The 20,164-nt window shown below is 70.9% G+C and carries 24 protein-coding genes; 17 read left to right on the top strand and 7 right to left on the bottom strand.

Annotated features, from left to right (window positions below; genetic code table 11):
* Both B9G38_RS07710 and B9G38_RS07705 read right to left on the bottom strand, forming a co-directional pair.
* Positions 1 to 166 (bottom strand): 5'/3'-nucleotidase SurE (locus tag B9G38_RS07710; RefSeq protein ID WP_233127174.1); only part of this gene is annotated, 166 nt, incomplete at its 3' end.
* 209 nt (positions 167 to 375) lie between these two features.
* Positions 376 to 576, bottom strand: a complete 201-nt coding sequence (locus tag B9G38_RS07705) for a hypothetical protein (protein WP_086219998.1) — start codon at positions 574 to 576, stop codon at positions 376 to 378.
* Between the two features lie 97 nt (positions 577 to 673).
* Between B9G38_RS07705 and B9G38_RS18220 the strand changes: the two genes are divergently transcribed.
* The 7 genes from B9G38_RS18220 (at position 674) to B9G38_RS07675 (ending at position 5,496) form a co-directional block, all read left to right on the top strand.
* Positions 674 to 850, top strand: coding sequence for a hypothetical protein (locus B9G38_RS18220; RefSeq protein WP_198945665.1), 177 nt, complete (start codon positions 674 to 676; stop codon positions 848 to 850).
* Positions 851 to 856: 6 nt separating this feature from the next.
* Positions 857 to 1,366, top strand: coding sequence for a cytochrome c oxidase subunit II (locus tag B9G38_RS07700; protein WP_086219997.1), 510 nt, complete (start codon positions 857 to 859; stop codon positions 1,364 to 1,366).
* On the top strand, positions 1,363 to 3,153 hold the full coding sequence (locus tag B9G38_RS07695; protein ID WP_086219996.1) for a b(o/a)3-type cytochrome-c oxidase subunit 1: 1,791 nt from the start codon (positions 1,363 to 1,365) through the stop codon (positions 3,151 to 3,153). The genes B9G38_RS07700 and B9G38_RS07695 overlap by 4 nt, the downstream gene beginning before the upstream one ends.
* Positions 3,150 to 3,365, top strand: coding sequence for a hypothetical protein (locus B9G38_RS07690; RefSeq protein ID WP_049930382.1), 216 nt, complete (start codon positions 3,150 to 3,152; stop codon positions 3,363 to 3,365). Before B9G38_RS07695 ends, B9G38_RS07690 begins: the two co-directional genes overlap by 4 nt.
* 99 nt (positions 3,366 to 3,464) lie before the next feature.
* Positions 3,465 to 3,851: a co-chaperone YbbN gene (locus B9G38_RS07685; RefSeq protein ID WP_049930383.1), complete on the top strand. Its 387-nt coding sequence runs from the start codon at positions 3,465 to 3,467 to the stop codon at positions 3,849 to 3,851.
* 417 nt (positions 3,852 to 4,268) lie between these two features.
* Positions 4,269 to 4,691, top strand: a complete 423-nt coding sequence (gene sufU, locus B9G38_RS07680) for a Fe-S cluster assembly sulfur transfer protein SufU (protein WP_049930385.1) — start codon at positions 4,269 to 4,271, stop codon at positions 4,689 to 4,691.
* A gap of 88 nt (positions 4,692 to 4,779) precedes the next feature.
* Positions 4,780 to 5,496: an Sjogren's syndrome/scleroderma autoantigen 1 family protein gene (locus B9G38_RS07675; protein ID WP_086219995.1), complete on the top strand. Its 717-nt coding sequence runs from the start codon at positions 4,780 to 4,782 to the stop codon at positions 5,494 to 5,496.
* A gap of 308 nt (positions 5,497 to 5,804) precedes the next feature.
* On the opposite strand, the gene glmM is transcribed toward B9G38_RS07675, so the two are convergent.
* Entirely contained in the window at positions 5,805 to 7,169 is a 1,365-nt protein-coding gene (gene glmM / locus B9G38_RS07670) for a phosphoglucosamine mutase (RefSeq protein WP_086219994.1), read from the bottom strand.
* Between the two features lie 132 nt (positions 7,170 to 7,301).
* Here glmM and B9G38_RS07665 point away from each other — a divergent pair, with 132 nt between their 5' ends.
* Positions 7,302 to 7,892 (top strand): hypothetical protein, encoded by a 591-nt coding sequence (locus tag B9G38_RS07665; protein WP_049930390.1) that lies wholly within the window; start codon positions 7,302 to 7,304, stop codon positions 7,890 to 7,892.
* 52 nt (positions 7,893 to 7,944) lie between these two features.
* Here the strand turns inward: B9G38_RS07665 and B9G38_RS07660 are convergent, their stop codons facing one another.
* The 4 genes from B9G38_RS07660 to B9G38_RS07645 all read right to left on the bottom strand — a co-directional run bounded on the left by B9G38_RS07660 (position 7,945) and on the right by B9G38_RS07645 (position 10,282).
* On the bottom strand, positions 7,945 to 8,553 hold the full coding sequence (locus B9G38_RS07660) for a hypothetical protein (protein WP_086215825.1): 609 nt from the start codon (positions 8,551 to 8,553) through the stop codon (positions 7,945 to 7,947).
* 43 nt (positions 8,554 to 8,596) lie between these two features.
* The gene (locus B9G38_RS07655) at positions 8,597 to 8,989 is read right to left on the bottom strand and encodes a hypothetical protein (RefSeq protein ID WP_086219993.1); all 393 of its coding nucleotides are present in this window, start codon (positions 8,987 to 8,989) and stop codon (positions 8,597 to 8,599) included.
* Positions 8,989 to 9,684, bottom strand: coding sequence for an ATPase domain-containing protein (locus B9G38_RS07650; RefSeq protein ID WP_049930394.1), 696 nt, complete (start codon positions 9,682 to 9,684; stop codon positions 8,989 to 8,991). The genes B9G38_RS07655 and B9G38_RS07650 overlap by 1 nt, the downstream gene beginning before the upstream one ends.
* Positions 9,685 to 9,808: 124 nt before the next feature.
* On the bottom strand, positions 9,809 to 10,282 hold the full coding sequence (locus B9G38_RS07645; RefSeq protein ID WP_049930396.1) for a chemotaxis protein CheW: 474 nt from the start codon (positions 10,280 to 10,282) through the stop codon (positions 9,809 to 9,811).
* A 102-nt stretch (positions 10,283 to 10,384) separates the two neighbouring features.
* Between B9G38_RS07645 and cheB the strand changes: the two genes are divergently transcribed.
* The 9 genes from cheB to B9G38_RS07600 form a co-directional block, all read left to right on the top strand.
* On the top strand, positions 10,385 to 11,479 hold the full coding sequence (gene cheB / locus B9G38_RS07640; RefSeq protein WP_198945664.1) for a chemotaxis-specific protein-glutamate methyltransferase CheB: 1,095 nt from the start codon (positions 10,385 to 10,387) through the stop codon (positions 11,477 to 11,479).
* A complete protein-coding gene (locus B9G38_RS07635) occupies positions 11,479 to 13,857 on the top strand; it encodes a chemotaxis protein CheA (protein WP_086219991.1) in 2,379 nt (792 codons plus the stop codon). Before cheB ends, B9G38_RS07635 begins: the two co-directional genes overlap by 1 nt.
* Positions 13,854 to 14,672, top strand: coding sequence for a protein-glutamate O-methyltransferase CheR (locus B9G38_RS07630; RefSeq protein ID WP_049930399.1), 819 nt, complete (start codon positions 13,854 to 13,856; stop codon positions 14,670 to 14,672). The genes B9G38_RS07635 and B9G38_RS07630 overlap by 4 nt, the downstream gene beginning before the upstream one ends.
* Complete coding sequence (locus B9G38_RS07625) at positions 14,672 to 15,886, top strand: HEAT repeat domain-containing protein (RefSeq protein WP_049930400.1); 1,215 nt, start codon at positions 14,672 to 14,674, stop codon at positions 15,884 to 15,886. The genes B9G38_RS07630 and B9G38_RS07625 overlap by 1 nt, the downstream gene beginning before the upstream one ends.
* Positions 15,887 to 16,759, top strand: coding sequence for a CheF family chemotaxis protein (locus tag B9G38_RS07620; protein ID WP_049930402.1), 873 nt, complete (start codon positions 15,887 to 15,889; stop codon positions 16,757 to 16,759).
* Positions 16,760 to 16,837: 78 nt separating this feature from the next.
* Complete coding sequence (locus tag B9G38_RS07615; protein ID WP_086219990.1) at positions 16,838 to 17,551, top strand: HAD family hydrolase; 714 nt, start codon at positions 16,838 to 16,840, stop codon at positions 17,549 to 17,551.
* The gene (locus tag B9G38_RS07610) at positions 17,548 to 18,240 is read left to right on the top strand and encodes a class II aldolase/adducin family protein (RefSeq protein ID WP_086219989.1); all 693 of its coding nucleotides are present in this window, start codon (positions 17,548 to 17,550) and stop codon (positions 18,238 to 18,240) included. Before B9G38_RS07615 ends, B9G38_RS07610 begins: the two co-directional genes overlap by 4 nt.
* Positions 18,241 to 18,299: 59 nt before the next feature.
* Positions 18,300 to 19,271: a ribose 1,5-bisphosphate isomerase gene (locus tag B9G38_RS07605; RefSeq protein ID WP_086219988.1), complete on the top strand. Its 972-nt coding sequence runs from the start codon at positions 18,300 to 18,302 to the stop codon at positions 19,269 to 19,271.
* A partial coding sequence (locus B9G38_RS07600; protein ID WP_143415390.1) for a carbohydrate kinase family protein occupies positions 19,268 to 20,164 on the top strand: 897 nt, incomplete at its 3' end. The genes B9G38_RS07605 and B9G38_RS07600, both read left to right, overlap by 4 nt.

Raw genomic sequence — 20,164 nt, 5'->3', positions numbered from 1 at the left:
AGTCGACCGTCGTCTCCCACCACGAGCGCGCGCCGCCGACGCCGGACTGGTTGCTCTCGGGCGCGACGACCGTCACGTCGTGGTCGCGAGAGAGCGCGTCCGCGAGCGCGCGGATCCCGACGGCGTCGATCCCGTCGTCGTTGGTGAGCAGGATCTCGGTTGGCATGCGTCACCGTGCGAGGGGACGGGAGAAAACGTCGCCGGTCTGGGCGAGCGCGAGAGGCGCGAGAGAACGGGCCGGCGGACGTCGCGGGCGTCGGCCGAGTGGTACTCCGTGCGGTCAGGGAGGGAGTCGGAAGCGCGGAACGGCGGGGACTCGGTGGACCGGGCGGTCAGTCGGCCGCATCTGGCGGTCCAGCGGTGCGTTCGGGCCGGTTACGCGTGTTCCGGCTCGTCCGCGTCACCGGCGAATCCCGGCAGGCTCCCGCCGGTCGCGATCCGGAGGCTCGCCCAGATGAGCAGGACGTTCACCAGCGTCACCGCCACGACGAACTCCGCCCGGTCGGCGATGAACACCACCGCGGGGACGAGTCCGCCGAGGACGAGGAGTACGGCCTGTTGGATCGTGAAGTCCATGCCGTAACCATGCGCTCGCCGGAAATATATAACACCCGTGTTTTCAGGGTGCGAGAACGGGTAGATCTTATATGGCTCTCTGTTGTTAAGGCCGTCTATGGGCCAAAGTGAGGCAGTTAACGCTCCGACGGACGACGTCGGCGGTGAGGGAGAGGAGTTCGACCCGATCGGCACGCTCACGCTCATCGGGATCTACTTCGCAATCTTGGTACTCGCGTGGGTGTACATCTACTTCGTAGAGTTCCTCGGCCGAGACCTCGTCGTAGTGGGGTGATCACACGTGCACATCCACGCCTACGAGAAGCTCTGGCTGGCGCTGTCCATCGTGCTGATCCTCGCGCTCATCGGCACCGTGACCTACGGCGCCGTCGGCCCCGGGGTGGCGATGGTCGCCGACTCGCAGTCGACGGTCGACCCCGGGGCGCTCGACGAGGACGAGCGGTTCTCGGAACCCCGGGTCGAGCAGGTGGGCGAAAACGAGTACGAGGCGTACGTCGTCGCCTACCAGTTCGGCTTCGAACCGACTCCGATCGTCGTCCCGGCGAACAGCACCGTGACGTTACACGTCACCTCTCGGGACGTGATCCACGGCTTCCAGGTGGCCGGCACGAGCGCGAACACGATGGTCGTTCCCGGCGAGGTCTCGGAGATCACGGTCGAGACCGACGAGCCCACGGAGTACGGGATCGTCTGTAACGAGTACTGCGGCGCGGGTCACCACGTCATGGAGGGGAAGCTCCACGTCGTGAGCCAGTCGGAGTTCGAGAGCCGCGGAGGTGACTCAGAATGAGCACCGCCATCGAGTCCGAACAGACGTTCGTCGACAAGTTCCCGGACGAGGCGAGGGTCGTCCGCGCGGCCTTCCTGAGCTCCTTCTTCGCCCTGTTGCTCGGCGCGATCTTCGGGATCATCCAGACGCTCCACCGGACCGACGTCGCGCGGATCATCCCCTCGACCGACTACTACACCGTCCTCACCGCGCACGGCGTGTTCATGGTGATCAGCTTCACGATATTCTTCCTCGTCGGGCTGTTCACCTGGGCGCTGACGCGCAGTCTGGACCGGCCGCTCCTGAACATCAAGATCACGTGGACGTGGTACGGGCTGATGGCGACCGGCATGACGCTCACGGGGATCTCGATCCTCGCCGGGTTCGTCGATTCCATCGACATGAGCGCGGACGTGCTGTACACGTTCTACGCGCCGCTTCAGGCGCACCCGCTGTTCTACGCCGGGCGCACCGTGTTCATCGTCGGGACGTGGATCGCGGGCGCCGACTGGTTCCGGACGTTCCTCGCGTGGCGGCGCGAGCACCCCGACGAGCGGATCCCGCTCCAGACGTTCATGGTGCTGACGACGATGACGATGTGGTACATCGCCTCGTCCGCCGTCGCCGCCTCCGTCCTGCTATTCCTGCTCCCGTGGTCGCTCGGCTTCATCGACCAGGTGAACCCGACGCTCACCCGGACGCTGTTCTGGTTCTTCGGCCACCCGGTCGTCTACTTCTGGCTCATGCCGGCGTACATGCTCTGGTACACCGTCCTGCCGAAGATCGCCGGCGGCCGCCTCTTCAGCGACCCGCTGGCCCGGGTCGTGTTCGTGCTGTTCGTTCTCCTCTCGACGCCGGTCGGGATCCACCACCAGTACCTCGACCCGGGGATCGCCGAGGGGTTCAAGTTCATCTCGATGACGAACACGATGTTCCTGCTGTTGCCCAGCCTGCTCACCGCGTTCACGGTCGTCGCGAGCGTCGAGTACGGCGCCCGTCAGCGCGGCGGCACCGGGCTGTTAGGCTGGCTCACGAACCTCCCGTGGCGCAAGCCGGAGTTCACCGGCATGATGCTTGCCGGCCTGATGTTCGCGGCCGGCGGCTTCTCGGGCATGGTCAACGCCGGGATGAACATCAACTACCTCATCCACAACACGCTGTGGGTGCCGGGTCACTTCCACCTCACCGTCGGGACCGCGGTCGCGCTGACGATGATGGCCGGGACCTACTGGATCTGGCCGCAGATCAGCAACAAGCCGATCTACAGCAGCCAGATCGGGCTGTTCCAGGTCGTCCTCTGGTTCATCGGCATGGCGCTGATGTCGAACGCGATGCACGCGCAGGGGCTCCTCGGCGTCCCGCGACGCACCGCCGAGCCGGAGTACTCCGGCTTCGACTACCCGACGATGTTCGGCGGCTTCGAGGAGCTCAACATCCAGATCGCGATCGGCGGGACCCTGCTCTTCGTCTCGACGATCCTCTTCCTCGGGAACCTCGTGTTGACGATGGGGAACCCGAAGGTGTCCGGGCTCGCGGAGCCGCTCCCCAGTCCGGTCTCCGGCGCGGAGGACGCGCCGCAGGTGCTCGATAACCTCCGCCTGTGGGTCGGCATCGCGCTCACGCTCGTCGTCCTCGCGTACGCGCTGCCGATCGCGGCGATCATCAACCGCGGCGGACTGCTCGGACCGGGCGTCGGCACCTATCCGGTGTGGCTCGCGCCGCTATTCGACGCGCTGGCGGACGCGGCCGCCCCGCTGTTCGGCGCCGTCGCCGACCTCTCGGCCTCGCTCGTCGAGGTGGTCCGATGAGCGTCGACATCTCTCGCGGCGGGCTGCTCGTGACGCTCGCGATCTTCGGCGTGATCGTCTACGAGCTCCGGACCGTGCTCGACTTCGTCGGTGTCGAGCTGCCGATCATCCCGTACATGGGGGCCGTCTTCGTCCTCGCCGGGGCCTCCGTCTGGTACGTCACGCTGAAGGGCGGGTGGCGGACCGAGCCCGAGCCCGACGAACCGGCGTAGCGACGCCGGTCATTCCCGCCGACGCGCCCTCGCGCTCTTCTCTCCGACGCCGACCGCGTCGACGGAAGCAGTTATCACCGTCGACGCCCAATAATGCGTATGGAGTCCAATACTGCCTCGAACGCCTCCGAGGCGCCCTCCTCCGGATCGTCCGGCACCGACCGGCCCGTTTCGCTCGCGGACGAGGACGCTCTCGACGCCTTCGTCGCCGACGCGGACGCCGCGCTCGTGGAGTTTTACACCGACGGCTGCGGCATCTGTGCCAGCATGGAGCCGGTGATCGGGAACGTGGCCCGCGGCGCCGAGGCCGACTTGGCGGTCGGCCTGGTGAATCCCCGCGACGACCCGCCGCTGGTCGAGCGGTTCGACGTGCGGAGCGTCCCGCTGTTCGTCCTCTTCGTCGACGGCGAGCCGGTCGCGCGGCGCGCCGACGGGTTCATTTCGGGCGACGACCTGACGGCGTGGGTCGACGAGCACGCGGCCTGACCGAGGCTGATGTGTCGGTCCGGACTCGTTCCGGGGGGCGCCGACGGACACCACCGAAGCCCCAGTCGCGAGCCGGGCGCACGCTCGTTGCGTTCCTCGCTCAGTCGCTCCACTCTGTCGCTGTGGTACGTACACCGCCTTTGCCCGCCTCACGACTGCCCCTTCGAGTGCCACCCCGTACCGCTCGGCCCCGCACCTCACACCTCCCCAGCCTCGGCGGACGCACCGGCGCGGGCGCCGCCACGCCGGCCCGCCGCCTCCCTCGCGCGTGCTGGCTTCGCGGCCGCCGCTGACGGCCGCTCGCAGGTGCGCGCCACCGCACTTTCCGTACTCACTCGTCGTTTGACTCTCACCTATTTATAAACGATCGCGCTCGACGGAACCCTTTTGAGCCGGAGCGGCATACTGTGCGCCAGTATGGGACTGGGCTCGGACATGTACCGACAGCAGATTCTCGACCACTACAAGAACCCGCGAAACTACGGGGAACTCGAGGATCCGGACTTCACGCACGTCGGCGAGAACCCCTCCTGTGGCGACACGATCCGGATGGACGTGGACCTCGACGACGAGGAGCAGACGATCGAGGCGGTGCGGTTCACGGGCGACGGGTGCGCCATCTCGATGGCCTCCGCGAGCATGCTCTCGGAGCGGCTCCACGGGATGAACGTCGACGAACTCGACGGGCTCGACACCGACGACGTCACCGAGATGCTCGGCGTCGACATCTCGCCGATGCGCGTGAAGTGCGCGGTGCTGGGGCGACAGGTCGCGCAGGACGGCGCGAAGATCCACCGCGGCGAGCTCGACCCCGACGACCGGACGGTCACCGAGGAGTGAGCCCGCGGGCCGACGGCGCCCGTCGGCTCCCGCCACGGCTCGTCCCGGGCCCACCGGACTTTTGCCCGCGAACCACGTTCGTCAGCCCATGAGCGACGACTTCGACAAGGAGGCGGAACGCGAGAAGCTCCGCGAGAAGTTCGCGGACGACGAGCAGAAGCGCGAGCACACCCAGCGGATGTCCGAGCTCCTCCTGAAGGGCGCGACGATGACGAACCGCCACTGCGAGGAGTGCGGCGACCCCATCTTCCGTCACGACGGTCGCGAGTTCTGTCCCACCTGCGGGAACGAGGCCGGCGGCGCGGCGGGGGCGAACGAGGCGACCGGGACCGCGGCGGAGCCGGACGCGGCGGGAGGCACCGAGGCGACGGGAGCCCCGCCGGACGTGGACGCCGGCGCGGCGGACGGCGTCGCCGAGAACGGCTCGGTGGGTGCCGACTCCGGTGTGACCGATTCCGCCACGACCGAGTCCGGTGCGACCGAGAGTGCGGGGTCGCGGCCCTCCCGCTCGGCTGCCGTGCAGTCACAGGGATCGGCGCCGCCGCAGGGGTCAGCGCCGCCGCAGCAGTCCGACTCCCAGCGGCCCGAGCCGCGGCGGCCCGACTCCCGACCGCCCGAGTCCGGGCGACCCACCCCGCCTCAGTTGACGGACGACGCCGAGGGCGTCGGCGCCGCCCGCGCGTCGCTGACCCGGACGCTGACGCGGTTCGCCCGCGCCGCCGAGGAGACGGACGACCCGCGGCACGCCCGCGACCACCTCGAAGCGGCTCGCGAGGCGGCCGAGGCGCTGGCGGCGCTGGACTGACGCTACTTATAAACACGTCCCCGTGTCGCGGCCGCGGTCGAGGTCTCGGCTGTCGGTTAACAACCTGATCCCGGTAGATCGGCGGCGAGCCCCACCAGAGTCTCGGCCGACCGTTTATGAGTAATCGACTGCGGATCGCCGGCAATCACCGCCAAAGCCCCGCGACCGCGCCTCACGCCTCCCCAACCTCGCGGCTCCCTCCGCTTCGCTCCGGTCGCCGCGTCCCTCGCGCGTGCTGTCTCGCGGCCGCCGGTGGCGGCCGCTCGCAGGCACGCGCCACCGCAGTTTCGAGTATCAAATAGCCTGCGCTACCGCCCGCTCTCGACGGCGACGCGCATGTCCGCCGCCAGCCGCTCGGCGCGGTCGGCGTCGGCGGACTCGGCGTAGATCCGGATCTTCGGCTCGGTGCCCGAGGGGCGGACCAGCACCCACGCGTCGCCGTAGTCGAGCCGATAACCGTCCGTCGTGTTCGGCTCCGCGTCGGCGGTCTCGACGTAGGCGCGGGCGGCCGAGAGCATCTCGTCGCGCTCGTCGTCGTCCGCGTACTCGACGTTCTCCCGCACGAAGTGGTAGTCGGTGTACGGCGCGACGACCTCGCTGACGGGCGCGCCGTCCGCGGCCGCGAGCAGTTCGAGGAAGCGCGCGCCGATGTACGCCCCGTCCCGCGAGAGCCGGTACGGCGGGAAGAACAGCCCGCCGTTCCCCTCGCCGGCGATGGGGACGTTGACCCCCTCGTCGTGGAGGTCGCGCGTCCGGGTGATGATGTTCGTCGCGCCGATGGGTGTCAGTTCGAGGTCGGCGTCGTTGGCGGCGCAGACGTCGACGAGCCGCTGGGAGACGTTGACCGCGCTGACGACGGCGTCGCCCGGTTCGAGACAGGCGTCCGCCAGCGCCGCGAAGGAGGTGTCGCCGTCGACGAACCGCCCCCGCTCGTCGACGAAGACGGCACGGTCTGCGTCGCCGTCGTGCGCGATCCCCACGTCCGCGTCGGAGGTCGCGACCAGCCGCGAGAGGTCCGCGAGGTTCTCCGGGACCGGCTCGGAGTCGCGCCCGGGGAAGTGCCCGTCCGGCGTCGCGTTCACGGTCAGCACCTCGCAGCCGAGCTCGCGGTAGATACGGGGGGACGCCACGGAGGCGGCGCCGTGACCGGGATCGACCGCGACCGTGAGGTCGGCGTCGGCGATCGCCTCCCGGTCGACCGCGGCGGTCAGCTGGTCGACGTAGTCGTCGACGGCGCCCTCGACCGGCGTCGTCGCGCCGGCCGCCCGCCAGTCGGCGTGGTCGTACTCGTCGTCGAGGACGCGCCGCTCGATGCGCTCTAACACGTCGACGGAGAGCTCGACGCCGTCGGCGCCCACCAGCTTGATGCCGTTGAACTCCGGCGGGTTGTGCGAGGCGGTGACGAGGACGGCGGGAATCCCCGCCGACTCGCAGTAGTTCCCGACCGCGGGCGTGGGCACGACGCCGAGGCGGTCGACGTCGCAGCCGACCGCGGCGAGGCCGCTCGCGGCCGCGTTCGCGAACAGCTCGCCGGTGGTCCGCGTGTCGCGCGCGACGGCGACGCGGTCGGCGTCCCACACCGTTCCGGCCGCCTTCGCGATGTCGAGGACGAGCGCGGGCGTGAGGTACCGCAGCGCGACCCCGCGGATGCCACTCGATCCGAACAGCTCCATGCGGGGCCATCCGCCGGCCGAGGGCAAAGCGGTTCCGAACCGCTCGGCCGATCGCGTGTCGCTCGACCGACATCCGCGGTCGTTCCCGCGACGACGCGTGCGGTTCATGCCGGTGGCGTTCGTTCGACCCGTATGGACCACACGCGACGCGACGCGCTCGCCGGGAGCGCGCTCGCCCTGTCCGTCGCGACGGCGGGCTGTCTCGACTTCGCGGCGGGCGACGGACCGCAGGGCCCGGAGGGAACGCCGGCGACGCTGACCTGCGACGACGATGGGTTCGTCCGCCTCGGTCAGCCGTTCGAGGCGTCGGTCACCGAGACCCTCGTCGAGACGGACGAGACGACCGTTGAGCTCTCCACGGAGGGAGCGACCGAGACGTACGGCCAGTCGCTCCGGCTCGTCCTCCGGAACACCGGCGACGCTCCCGCCGCCACGCTCGGCGAATCCACCTACTCGCTCCAGCGCGAGACGGGGGAGGGGTGGCTCGACATCCGCGGCTCCACCTCGGGCGAGGCGGTCGAACTCCCCCGGACCGAGGCGTCGCTCGACACGAGTTCGGCGTACTCCTGGGACATCACGTTGACCGAGTCGGCGATCGCCGACGCGGTCGACGGCGTCGACTTGGAGGTCTGCCCGCCGCTGGGCGACGGCACCTACCGGTTCGTCTACTGGGGGCTCGTCGACGCGCCCCCGATCGGCGCGGAGTTCGAACTGGTGGGGTGAGGCCGGTTCGACGCGAGCCGCGGAGATCTCGGGCCACGGTGCGGCTCCCGGCTCAGAAGGGCTCCCAGTCCGACGGCTGGCCGACCCGGCCACGGACGCGGAACTCCCGCGCGTCGTCGTCGACGCGGGTCTCGACGACGACCTCGAACGGCTCGTGGAGGGTGTGAACGACCTGTTCGTCGTGGGCGGTCGAGCCGACGACCCCGACGAACGGCCACCCCTCGCCGGAGGTCTGCGAGGTCATTACCCGGGTGAACCGGTAGATACGCTCTGGCTCCCAGTACATCAACAGCTGGGACAGCGAGTAGACGCCGACTGCGCGGTCGCGGCCCACGGAGGACTCGACGATGTCGGTGAACTTGATCCCGATGTCGGTGAGGTTGCCGGCGCTGGCGACGTACTTCGTCGCCGGCGTGTCCTCGCGCTTGTCGCCCTGCTCGTGGGTGACGCAGTCGATGACGACCACGTCGTCGCCGTCCGCCCCCGTCAGCTCCTCGTAGTCCTCGCGGACCTTCTCCGCGGTCCGTCCCGTCGAGATCACGACCGGGCCCGTGGACCACCCTGCGAGCAGCCGGTTGAACAGGTCGTACTTCCCGCTCATCGGCGGACCGCTGATGAGGACGCTGTCGGCACCGCGGACAGCGTCGGGAAGCACAGTCATTTTGTGGACGTGAGAGTGTGTCGGGTAAAACCCTTCCGAGGGATCACTTTCGAAGCATGGAGGGGAGGTCGAGCGACGAGGGCGGGCCCTCCCGCGGCCCGTCGGTGAGTGTCAGTTCGCGTATCGCCCCGGGGAGCGCGGCCGGCACCGGAGACTCGCGCGGTGCGCCGGCGCCGTCGACGAGCGACGACCAGACAGCCTCGTCCTCCGGGTCGTCCCGCTCCGCCTTCGCCTCCAGCGCCTTCGTTCGCCCCTCGTCGTACGCCAGCTCGACGATGCTCCGGTCGTAGCCCCCCGAGAACGTCTCCAGCACGCGGTCGAGCTCCTCCGGGCGGGGGTTGTCGACGCCGGCCGCGACGCCCAGCGCGAAGGCGCGCTCGACCGCCTCCTCGCGGGCGAGGTCGTCCCACTCCGTGCCGAACGTGCGGTCGTACATCAGTGCGTCACCGTCGCCGCCGGGCCGACGCGGAGCCCGCCGTCGGTGAACTCCACGTCTTGGATGTCGGTGTCGACGTCCGTTCCCCGCATTTTCAGCACCTGGACCCCGCGGCGCATCCCCTCGTCTTCGAGGTAGTTGTGCATGAAGACGACGCCGTGCGCGAGGTAGTGCTCCTCGGAGTACGCGCTCGGGTCGGTCATCTCGGAGATCAGAAGCGTCGTCGCGTCGGTCCGCTTCAGCGAGGAGAGCAGCTGGATCATCGTGTCCTCGTCGTCGTCTAAGAGGAACCGCAGCAGCATCGTCGAGTCGAAGACGACGCGGTCGATGTCGCGGGAGTTGATGAACCCGGTGAGCCGGTTGGTGACCCCCGAGCGGTCGCGGCGGTCGCCGGGGAGCCCGAAGAAGCGCCGGCCGTCCGACGAGAAGGAGTCGAGGAAGGTGACGCGGTCGGAGTCGAGCGCGCGGTCGAACCCGAAGTCGTAGCCGCTCATGTCCTCGCGGATCCCGTCCTTCGTCTCGTGCATGCTGATGTAGAGGACGTCCTCGCCGTTCCGAGCGCCTTGGGCCGCGAACTGTGAGCAAAACGTCGTTTTCCCGCTCCCGGGCGGGCCGCTGACAACGTAGAGGCGGTCCTCGGGGAACCCGCCGTCGACGAGGTCGTCGAACCCCGGGACGCCGCTTGAGACGCGCATACGTAGGGACCCGTTGGACGGCTGATAAGCGTTGGCACCCGGTTCTCACCCGTGAGAACCGACCGCCGGCGGACGCCGACGGGGTCGCCGACGCGGTCGCCCGGCGCTCGCTCCGCCCTCTCGGCTACGCTTCCGCGGCCTCGACGTCGTCGAGGTCGCCTGCGATGGCCTCGTCGACGTCCGGCGAGACCCACACGACAAACCGGTCGTCCGACTTGACGATACCGCGGACGCCCTCGTCCTCGACGGTAGTGCTCTGATCGACGTCCTCGGGCGAGACGTCGCGAACCTGGAACACCTCATCGACCATCCAGCCGACCGTGCCGCCCTCGTCGATCTCGTCGTCGTCGAAGACGACGATCCGCTCCCGCGGACCGGCCTCGTCGATGTCGAACAGCGTCTTCGGGTCGACGATCGTCGTCGTCCGGCCGCGGAGGTCCATGACGCCCTCGACGTGGTCCGGCGAGTTGGGGATCCGCGTGAGCTCGCCGGCGTCGACGATCTCGTCGATGACGCCGATGTCCAGACAGTACGTCCCGTCGCCCAGGCCGAACTCCAGCACCTTGGTCGGTTCGGCGTCCGCCTCTGTGGCTGCCATGCCCGTACCTGCGGTGAACCGACAAATAACCGTGTTCCCTGAATTATCAGGGGTGATTACTGGGTCCGTGGATTTATGCTGATTCTGGGCGCGCTGTGGAGTATGAGCAGGACGACGGATCGGCGCGGCGGTCGGGACGGGTCGCCGCGGGTGGTGGTCGTCGACGATTCTCCGTTCATGCGGGGATTGATAAGCGACCTCTTGAGCGACGCCGGGGTCGCGGTCGTCGGCGAGGCGGGGGACGGAGAGGAGGCGCTCTCGGTGGTGGCCGAGACGCGCCCCGACGTCGTGACGATGGACGTCGAGATGCCCGGAATGGGCGGGCTCGAAGCCGTCGAGCGCCTGATGGAGGAGACGCCGACGCCGGTGTTGATGCTGTCCGCGCACACGGACGAGGGGGCAGAAGTCACCTTCGAGGCGCTCGACCGGGGCGCGGTCGACTTCTTCGCGAAGCCGGGCGGCGAGGTGTCCACCGGCGTCTCGCGGGAGTCGGACCGGCTCGTCGAGGCGGTGCGCTCGGTTGCGGACGCCGACCTCGACGCCGCGACCCGCGAGCGTGACGATCCGAGCGCCGCGGCGTCGCGCTCGCCGGACGCCGCGTCGGAGGCGGACGCCGCGGACGTCGACGGCCCGCTGACGGTCGTGATCGCGGCCTCGACCGGCGGCCCGAACGCGGTCGAGCGCGTGCTGTCGGCGCTGCCGATGGCGGACTGCCGCGTGGTGATCGTCCAGCACATGCCCGAGGCGTTCACCTCGCGGTTCGCGAACCGGCTCGACGAGGCCTCAGCGTACGACGTGCGGGAGGCGAGCGACGGCGCCCGGATCGGCGCCGGCGAGGCGCTCGTCGCCCGCGGCGGAAGCCACACACGCATCGACAGCTACCGGTCGGGGCGGCTCCGGGTGAAGCTCGACGAAGACGACGACTCCCACACTGTCACCCCCGCGGCGGACGTGACGATGCGCTCCGCGGCCGAGGTGATCGACGACCCGCTCGTCGGCGTCGTGCTGACCGGCATGGGCTCGGACGCGGCCGAGGGGATCCGCGCGATGGCCGACGCCGGGGCGTACACGCTAGCGCAGAGCGAGGACACCTGCGTCATCTACGGCATGCCGAAGCGCGCCGTCGAGACGGGCAGCGTCGACGCGGTGTGCGACCTCGACGACGTCGCCGGCGCGATAGTGGGGGGTGAGGCCTGATGGACTCCCACCGCGCCGCGTTCGTCGCCGAGGCCGAAGACGGGATCACCGACCTCAACAACGCCCTGCTCGCGCTCGAAGCGGACCCTGAGGACGCCGAGGCGATGGACGACGTGTTCCGCGTCGCTCACACCCTGAAGGGCAACGCCGCGGCGATGGGGTACGAGGGCGTCTCCGACTTCGGGCACGCCCTCGAAGACCTGCTCGACGCGGTCCGGCAGGGCGACCGCGAGGTGACGCCCGAGCTGATGGACCTCCTCTTCGAGGGGGTCGACACCGTCGAGGCGATGGTCGACGAGATCGCCGACACCGGCGAGGTGTCGACGGACCCCTCCGACCTCGAATCGCGCCTGCGCGAGATGGAGGAGCACGGCACCGTCGGCGGGAGCGACGCCGGCGGAGACGGCGATTCGGCCGGCGGCGCCGGCGATGCCGCGGCCGACGAAGGCGACGCCGGCGGTGACGATGATGGCGGAACCGAAGCCGACGCGGACGGGGAGGCCCCCGACATCTCGGTGCCGGAGCCGCCGGCGGCCGCGGACGACCTCCCGGACCCGGTCGCGTACGCGGACGTGACGGTCGGCGAGGCCCAGATGCCGGGCGTCGACGCGGCGCTCGTCCTCCAAGCCCTCGACGAGCAGTTCGACGGGCACGCCACCGACCCCGCGCCCGAGGCGCTGGAGGACGGCGAGTACGACGAGGGGTTCGACGCCTTCGTCGGCGGCGCCGACCCCGAGGTCGTCGCCGAGGGGCTCCGGGCGCTCACGCAGGTCGAGGCGGTGACGGCGGCCGCGGTCGGCGGCGGCGACGCCGCCGAGGTCGAATCGAGCGACCCGGACGCCGAATCGGCGGCCCCCGAGCAGTCCGCCGCCGCCGAGTCGGGCGACGCCGGGCCCGAACCCGCCGACCCCGGCGACGCTGACTCGGGCGAGATCGACGCCGAAGGCGCGGCGGAGCCGGCCGCGGCCGACGCGGACGACGAGCCCGACCAGTCCGACGACGACGGCGAAGCCGAGCCGTCCGCTGACGACTCCAGTTCGCCGTCGGACGACTCCAGTTCGCCGTCGGACGACTCCAGTTCGCCGTCGGACGACTCCGGGTCTGCCGGCGGGACCGACTCCAAGTCCGGCGACGAGATCAAGTCGATCCGCGTCGACGTCGATCAGGTCGACGAGCTGTACGGGCTCGTCGAGCAGCTGGTGACGAGCCGGATCAAGCTCCGCCGCGAGATCGAGGGGACGGACGCGGAGTCGGACGCCTTAGACGAGCTCGACAAGCTCGCCTCCAGCCTCCAAGACACGGCGATGGACATGCGGCTCATCCCGTTCTCGCAGGTGTCCGACTCGTTCCCGCGGCTCGTCCGCGACATCTCGCGGGACCTCGACAAGCGGATCGACTTCGAGATCGAGGGCGACGACGTCGAGCTGGACCGCACGATCCTCACGGAGATGCGCGACCCGCTCGTCCACGTCCTGCGGAACGCGGTCGACCACGGGATCGAGTCGCCCGAGGAGCGCGAAGCGGCCGGGAAGGACCCGACCGGCCACGTGTCGCTCACGGCGGAGCGCGAGCGCGACCACGTGATCATCGAGGTGTCGGACGACGGCGGCGGGCTTGACCCCGACCAGCTCCGCGAGAAGGCGGTCGACGAGGACGTCAAGAGCCGCGAGGCGGTCGAGGCGATGGAGGACGACGAGGTGTACGACCTCGTCTTCCACCCCGGCTTCTCGACCGCGGAGGAGGTCACCGACGTCTCCGGCCGCGGGGTCGGGATGGACGTGGTCCGGACGACCGCGCGCGACCTCGACGGCTCCGTCTCGATCGAGAGCGAGCCCGGCGAGGGGAGCACGGTCCGGTTCCGGCTCCCGGTCACCGTCGCCATCGTGAAGGTGATGTTCGTCGACGTGGGCGGCACGGAGTACGGCATCCCGATCAAGTCGATCGCGGAGGTCGCCCGCGCCGACGACGTCGAGGAGGTCCACGGCGACGAGGTCGTCAGACACGAGGACGACCTCTACCCCGTCGTCCGGCTGAACGAACGTCTCGGCGAGATCGATCCGACCGCGGCGGAACGGCCGACCGAGACGCCAGCCGCCGACGGCGGCGTCGCGGCCGACGAGCCGGGAGACGACGGGTTCGTCCCGGCCGACCCCGCGGCGCCCGACGGGTCCGGCGAGGGCCCGAGCGACGACGGCATGCTCGTCCGGATCCGCGAGGAGACGCGCAAGGTCGCGCTCCACTGCGACGCGGTGCTAGACCAGGAGGAAGTGGTCGTCAAACCCCTCGACGGCCCGCTCTCGGGGACGCCGGGCCTCAGCGGCACGGCCGTCCTCGGGGACGGGGACGTCGTGGCCGTCCTCGACGTGGTGAGCCTATGAGCGGGTCGGCGGACGACGGCGAGACGGCGTTCGAAGGCGTCCTCCGGCAGATCGACGACACGGTGCCGTTCGAGCCGGGGTACTACAACGAGTCGTACCTCGACCGCCGGATCACGGCGCGGATGCGGCGGCGCGACACGGAGTCGCACGCCGAGTACGAGCGGATACTCCGCGAGGACGCCGACGAGCGGCAGGCGCTGATGGACGCGCTCACGATCAACGTGACGGAGTTCTTCCGAAACCCGGAGATGTGGGACGTGCTCCGGGACGTGCTCCGCGAGCGGACCGCAGATCAGCGGCGCGTCCGCGTCTGGTCCGCGCCCTCGGCAGACGGCCGGGAGCCGTACTCCGTCGCGATGCTGGCCCGGGACGACCCGGAGATCGACGAGTCGCGGATCGAGGTGCTCGGCTCCGACATCAGCGAGGAAGCCCTCGAAAACGCCCGCGAAGGCGTCTACCACACGACGCGCACAACGGACATCGCCGAGGAGCTGGAGCCGCTCTCCGACCCCGACAAGTACGTCGAGCGCGACGAGGACACGTTTCAGGTGCGCCCGGCGGTCAAGCGCCTCGTCGACTTCGAGACGCACGACCTGATCCGCGACGGCGCCCGCGACCCGTTCGACGTGGTGCTGTGCCGGAACCTGCTGATCTACATCGACGTGGACCACAAGGCCGCCCTGTTCGACACGCTGGAGGCGTCGCTGGCGGACGACGGCGTCTTAGTGTTGGGGATGACGGAGAGCGTCCCCCCGGACCGCACCGACCGCTACGAACCGATCGACAAGCGACGACGGGTGTTCGGGAGGCGCTGATGTCGCTGTACCAGCACGCCCGGGACGGGAACGCGGAGCGCCTCCGGGACGCGCTCGGCAGCGACAGCGCGGCCGTCAGGCGGCGGGCGGCGGAGTTCCTCGGCGAAGTCGGCGAGGAGAGCGATCAGGCGACGGTCGACGGGCTGCTCCGCGCGGCGACGACGGACGACGACCCAGAGGTCCGCGGGTCGGCGGTCGACGCGCTCGACGCGATCGGCGAGGAAGCGCTCCAACAGCTCCTTGAGGAGCTCACGGGCGGCGGCGGCGACGCCGAGGCCGAGTGGGTCACCGCGCGGAAGTTCGCCCGCGCGCTGAAGGCCGACCGCCCGGAGCTCCGGATGGCGGCCGCGAACGCGCTCGGGCGGCTCGACGACGCGAGCGGGGTCCAGCCGCTCGTCGGCGCGCTCGACGACGAGGACGCCCGCGTCCGGCTCCGCGCGGCGCAGGCCTGCGGGACCTTCGCGGACGCCCGAGCGGTCCCCGGCCTCCGCGAGCGGCTGGACGACGACGACCCGCGCGTGCGCCGCGCCGCGGCCAACGCGCTGGGGACGATCGGCACCGACGAGGCGCTGTCGCCGCTGTTGGACCTGCTCGACGACGGCGACGAGTCGATCCGCCGGATCGCGGCCGGGGCCCTCGGGAAGGCGAGCACGCCCGAACCGGTCGAGCCGCTCGCGCGGGCGCTCGGCGACGAGAGCGCGGTCGTGCGCAACGCGGCGGTGTACTCGGTGATCGAGCTGCTCTCGAACGTGCCCACCCAACAGAGCCACGCGGTCCGCGACCAGGTGGTCTCGGAGCTGAAGGCGGCCGACGACGCGACCGTCGTCGAGCCGCTCGTCGAGATCCTCACCGACGGCCAGCAGAGCCGCCAGCGGCGGAACGCGGCGTGGATCCTCGGCCGGGTGGCGGACCCGGACGCGTCGACGGCGGTGGAGGCGCTCGCCGACGCGCTCGCGGACGACGACCCGCAGACCGCGCAGTTCGCGGCCACGAGCCTCAAGAGCCTCGGCGGGCCGGTCGTCGAGGACCGTCTGCTCGACAAGCTGAGCCCCGAACACCCGGAGGACGCCCGCGCGAAGGCGGTGTTCGTCCTCGGACAGATCGGCGGACAGGAGACGCTCAACCGCTTGGAAGAGTACGCGGACGACGACAGTCAGGCCGTCAGGAAGCGCGTGTTCTCGGCCGTCTCGAAGCTCCGCGCGGGGGGTCCGTAAATGGCGCAGGACCAGGGCGAGTACAAGATCACCGACACGCAGGCGAAGTTCGCGGTCGCGGTCCGCGAGGGGCGGAAGGTGAGCGACGTCTCGTGGACGCCCGGGCGCGTCCTGCTCTCGAACCGGCGGCTAATCCTGGCCGGCAACGACGGGAAGCGGACGATTCCGCTGTCGAAGCTGGAGCGGCTCGGCGGCCGCCACGACGCGAACCAGTCCGTCGCGCGCGTCTCCAACTACGTGAGCTTCGACTTAGGCGATCAGGTCATGCTCGTCGCCGCCTCCGACCACGAGTCGTTCGAGCGCGACGTCTACCGCGCCCTGCTCGACCAGAAGACCGTGATGGCGAAACACCCCGCGATCGAGGGGGGCGTCGTCCAGGACACCGAGTGGGAGCAGGCCCGCGTGAAAATCGACGAGAACGGGCTCAACGCCGCCTTGGAGCGCGGCGCGTTCGTGAAGTTCGACCTCGACGACATCAGCGGGCTCGACGCCGCGAAGCGCACGGTGAACGGCGAGAAAAAGCCCGTCATCGAGGTATCGCACACGGACGACGAGGGGACGAGCATCGAGACGCACGTCGCTGGCGACCCGAGCCGGATGCGGTTCGTCGAGTCGTGGCTCCGGAAGGGCGAGGAGCGGTCGTCGACGAACGTCGACCTCTCTAGCCGCGACCGCGAGGTGCTGATGGCGCTGTACTCCGGCGTCTCGCCGTTCGAGATCCCCTCGTTCCTCGGGATGGACGTCGACGACGTCGAGGAGACGTTTGAGCGGCTGGTCGAGCTCGAAGTGGTCGAGGAGGTCCGGATCCGCCGCGAGGTGGCGCTCAACTCCCGCGGCCGCAACATCGCCAGCGAGGCGATGAACGAGCAGTGAGGCGCGGTCTCCGCTTCTCGACCGCGCGGTGTCGCCGCGTCGAATCACAGTTAAGTCGGTGCCGCGTCGAGTCCGCCCATGAGCTACGAGGCGGTCCTCTTCGACCTCGACAACACGCTGTACCCGTACGCCCCCTGTAACGAGGCGGGCAAGCGGGCCGCGCTCGACGCCCTCCGCGAGCGCGGGTACGAGCTCGACCGCGCGGCGTTTGACGACCTCTACGCGACCGGTCGACGGGAGGCGAAACGCGAGACGCGAACCACCGCCGCCTGCCACGACCGGCACGTCTACTTCAAGCGCGGGCTGTACCGTCGCTCCGGCGAGCCGGACGTCGCGGCCGCGCTGGCGGCCGGCGACGCCTACTGGGACGGATTCCTCGCGGAGATGTCGCCCTGCGACGGCGTCGAACCGGCCTTCGACGCGCTCGACGCGGCCGGGATCGACGTCGCGGTCGTGACCAACCTGACGACGCGGATCCAGCTGCGCAAGCTCACGGCGCTCGGGGTCGACGACCGGATCGACTTGCTCGTCACCTCCGAGGAGGTCGGCCGCGAGAAGCCGAGCGCGCTCCCGTTCACGACCGCGCTCGCCGAGCTGGACCGCCCGCCGAGCGAGGCGCTGGCGGTCGGCGACAACCCCGAGACGGACGTCGCCGGCGCGAACGCGGTCGGTCTCGACACCGCCCTCTTCGTCGCCGACGGCGACGCGCCCGCCGAGGCGGACCTCTCGGCGCGGCAGCGCCCCGACCGTCGGCTCGACGCGCTCACCGACTTGACGGAGGTGGCGGCGTGACCCGCGACGACGCCGGGGGAGACCCCGAGCCGGGAGCGAACCCCGACCTCCTGCGCGAGGCGCGCGACGCGGTCGTCGAGTACGCGCCGGCGCTCGCCGATCTGACGCCCGGCCGGACCGGGAACCTGAGCGTCCGCGACGGCGACGCGGTGGCGGTCACGCCCACCGGCGTCCCCTACGACTCCTTCGACGCGGGGGACGTGCCCGTGGTGTCGCTGGACGGTGAGCGGCTCGCCGGGCGCATGGCGCCGTCGAGCGAAGTGCCGATGCACACGGGCATCTACGGGCACGACCGGCCGGGCGCGATCGTCCACACCCACTCGCCGTGGGCGACGACGATGGCGACGCTCGGCCGGAAGCTCCCGCCGGTCCACTACATGATCGCCGCGGTCGGCCGTGAGGTGCCGCTGGCCGACTACGCGCCGTACGGGACCGAGGAGCTGGCCGCGAACGCCGTCGCCGCGATGGCCGAGGCGGACTCCGACGCCGCAATCTTAGCCAACCACGGGCTCGTCGTCACCGGCCCGGACGTGGAGACGGCGGTCGAGAACACCCGCCACGTCGAGGACATCTGCCGGCTCTACCTGCGCGCGTCCGCGGTCGGCGAGCCGCACGTCCTCACCGACGAGCAGATGGCGACCGTCGAGGAGCGGTTCGAGAGCTACGGCCAGCAGCCGGACGCGGAGTAGTGGCGGCGGCGCCGGCAGTCGGCCGGTTTTATAAATACACGGGCGGCTACCGGATCGGTATGACAGACACGGAGCCGGCGCCGGCGGTCCGCGAGACCGCCGAGTCGATCGCGACGATGGAGATCCGCGGCGCGGCGACCATCGCCTCCGCGGCCGCCGAGGCCCTCGCCGAGCAGGCGGAGGCGGCGGCCGCGACGGACGCGACCGCGAGCGACCCCGCGGCGTTCCGCGCGTCGATGCGCGCCGCGGCCCGCACGCTCCGCGAGACGCGCCCGACCGCGGTGTCGCTGCCCAACGCGCTCCGATACGTCCTCCAGCGGATGGAGGGCGACTCGGTCGACCGACTCCGCCTGAGCGTCGCCGACGCGAGCGAGGCGTTCGTCCGCCAGCTCGACCGCGCGCAGGAGGACCTCGGGCGGGTCGGCGCGAACCGCCTCGCCGACGGCGACACGGTGATGACCCACTGCCACTCCACCGACGCGCTCGCGTGTATCGAGGCGGCCGTCGAGCAGGGGAAGTCGATCTCGGCGGTCGTCAAGGAGACGCGCCCGCGCCAGCAGGGCCACATCACCGCCGAACAGCTCCGCGACGCGGGCGTCCCCGTCACGCTCATCGTCGACTCCGCGGCGCGGCGGTACCTCGACGAGGTCGACCACGTCGTCGTCGGCGCGGACTCGATCGCCGCCGACGGCGGCGTCATCAACAAGATCGGCACCTCGGGGCTCGCGGTCAACGCCCGCGAGCGCGGCGTCCCGATCATGACCGCGGCACAGACGATCAAGCTCCACCCGGAGACGCTGACGGGCCACACCGTCGAGATCGAGATGCGGGACGAGAGCGAGGTCATCGACGCCGAGACCCGCGGGGAGATCGGTGAGATCGCGGTCGAGAACCCAGCGTTCGACGTGACGCCGCCGCGGTACATGGACGCGATCGTCACCGAGCAGGGGCAGTTCCCGCCCGAGAGCATCGTGACGCTGATGCGGGAGCTGTTCGGCGAGGGCGCGGCCGAGCCGTGGGCGGAACCATGAGCGGACGCGACGGCGCGGGCGACGACGACATCGCGTCCGAACCTGGCGACGGCGAGGGCGTCGACGACTGGGACGAGACGGTCGCGGCGTGGGGCCGCGAGGTCGACGAGTGGGAGGGCGACGCTCCCGACGGCGGAGGCGACGCGGACGCTGACGGCGCTGTCGGCGACGGGACCGCCGCCGGCGACACCGGCGGCGGGACTGCCGGTGGCGGGGCTGACGACGGAGTCGATCCCGCCGTCGACCGCGACCCCGACCGGGGCCCCGACGACGGCGGCCGCGTGCCGAAGGTCGTCTCGGCGGGCCACATCAACTGGGACGTGACGATCCACGTCGAGAGCCTCCCCGAACCGGACGGCGAGACGCGGATCGACCGGCTCGAACAGTCCGGCGGGGGCAGCGCCGCGAACGTCGCGGTCGGGCTCGTCGACCTCGGCGGCCAGTCGGTCGTCTACGGCAGCGTCGGCGGTGACGAGTCGGGCGCGCTGGCGCTGCGCGAGCTCGCCAGCGCCGGCGTCGATCCCGGCCAGGTACTCGTCGACGCCGCCGAGCCGACATCGGTGAAGTACGTCATCGTCGACGGCGGCGGCGAGCTGCTCATGCTCGCGAACGACGGCGCGAACGAGTCGTTCTCCGCGGCCGGGCTCGACCGCGACACGCTCGCAGCCGCCGACCACCTCCACCTCACCGGCCAGCAGCCCGAGACCGCGGCGGCGCTCGCCACCCCGGCGGCGGCGGCGGCGCCCACGCCGCGCCTCCCACCCGCGCCCCCCGGCGCCGCCCGCGGCTCCGCCCCCCCGCCCCACCCAGCCCACCTCCTCCTTCCCCACGACCCGGGCGTGCAGCACCCCGCGGCGCGGCGCCACCCGCCACCCAGGGAGCCCGCGCCCCGC

The organism is Halorubrum sp. SD612, assembly GCF_002135005.1.
Note: the sequence above shows the minus strand (reverse complement) of the source record. Positions and strands in the feature narration are given on the sequence as shown.